Below are 204 nucleotides of genomic sequence, written 5' to 3'. Positions count from 1 at the left end.
TTCAACGCCGTCACTGTTTTCGGCCACGCTCACGCTGCCGTCCGCAGCATCCGCGATGGTAAGTGTTGGCACCGCAGTTGGCACGGTGGCGTCAAAATCAAACGTCACTGGCGCACTTTCACCACTGGTGTTGCCCGCCGCGTCGCTGATCTGCGCCGTCACGCTGTAGTCACCTTCCGCCGCCAAGCTTGGGATGGTGATGTT

At 60.8% G+C, this 204-nt stretch carries 1 protein-coding gene; it reads right to left on the bottom strand.

Annotated features, from left to right (window positions below; genetic code table 11):
- The coding region (locus AACW06_RS20860) for an Ig-like domain-containing protein (protein ID WP_192076438.1) at positions 1 to 204 on the bottom strand (204 nt) is incomplete at both ends.

The sequence above is a fragment of the Vibrio sp. S12_S33 genome, assembly GCF_963889785.1.
In the GTDB taxonomy this organism is placed as follows: domain Bacteria; phylum Pseudomonadota; class Gammaproteobacteria; order Enterobacterales; family Vibrionaceae; genus Vibrio; species Vibrio aestuarianus.
Note: the sequence above shows the minus strand (reverse complement) of the source record. Positions and strands in the feature narration are given on the sequence as shown.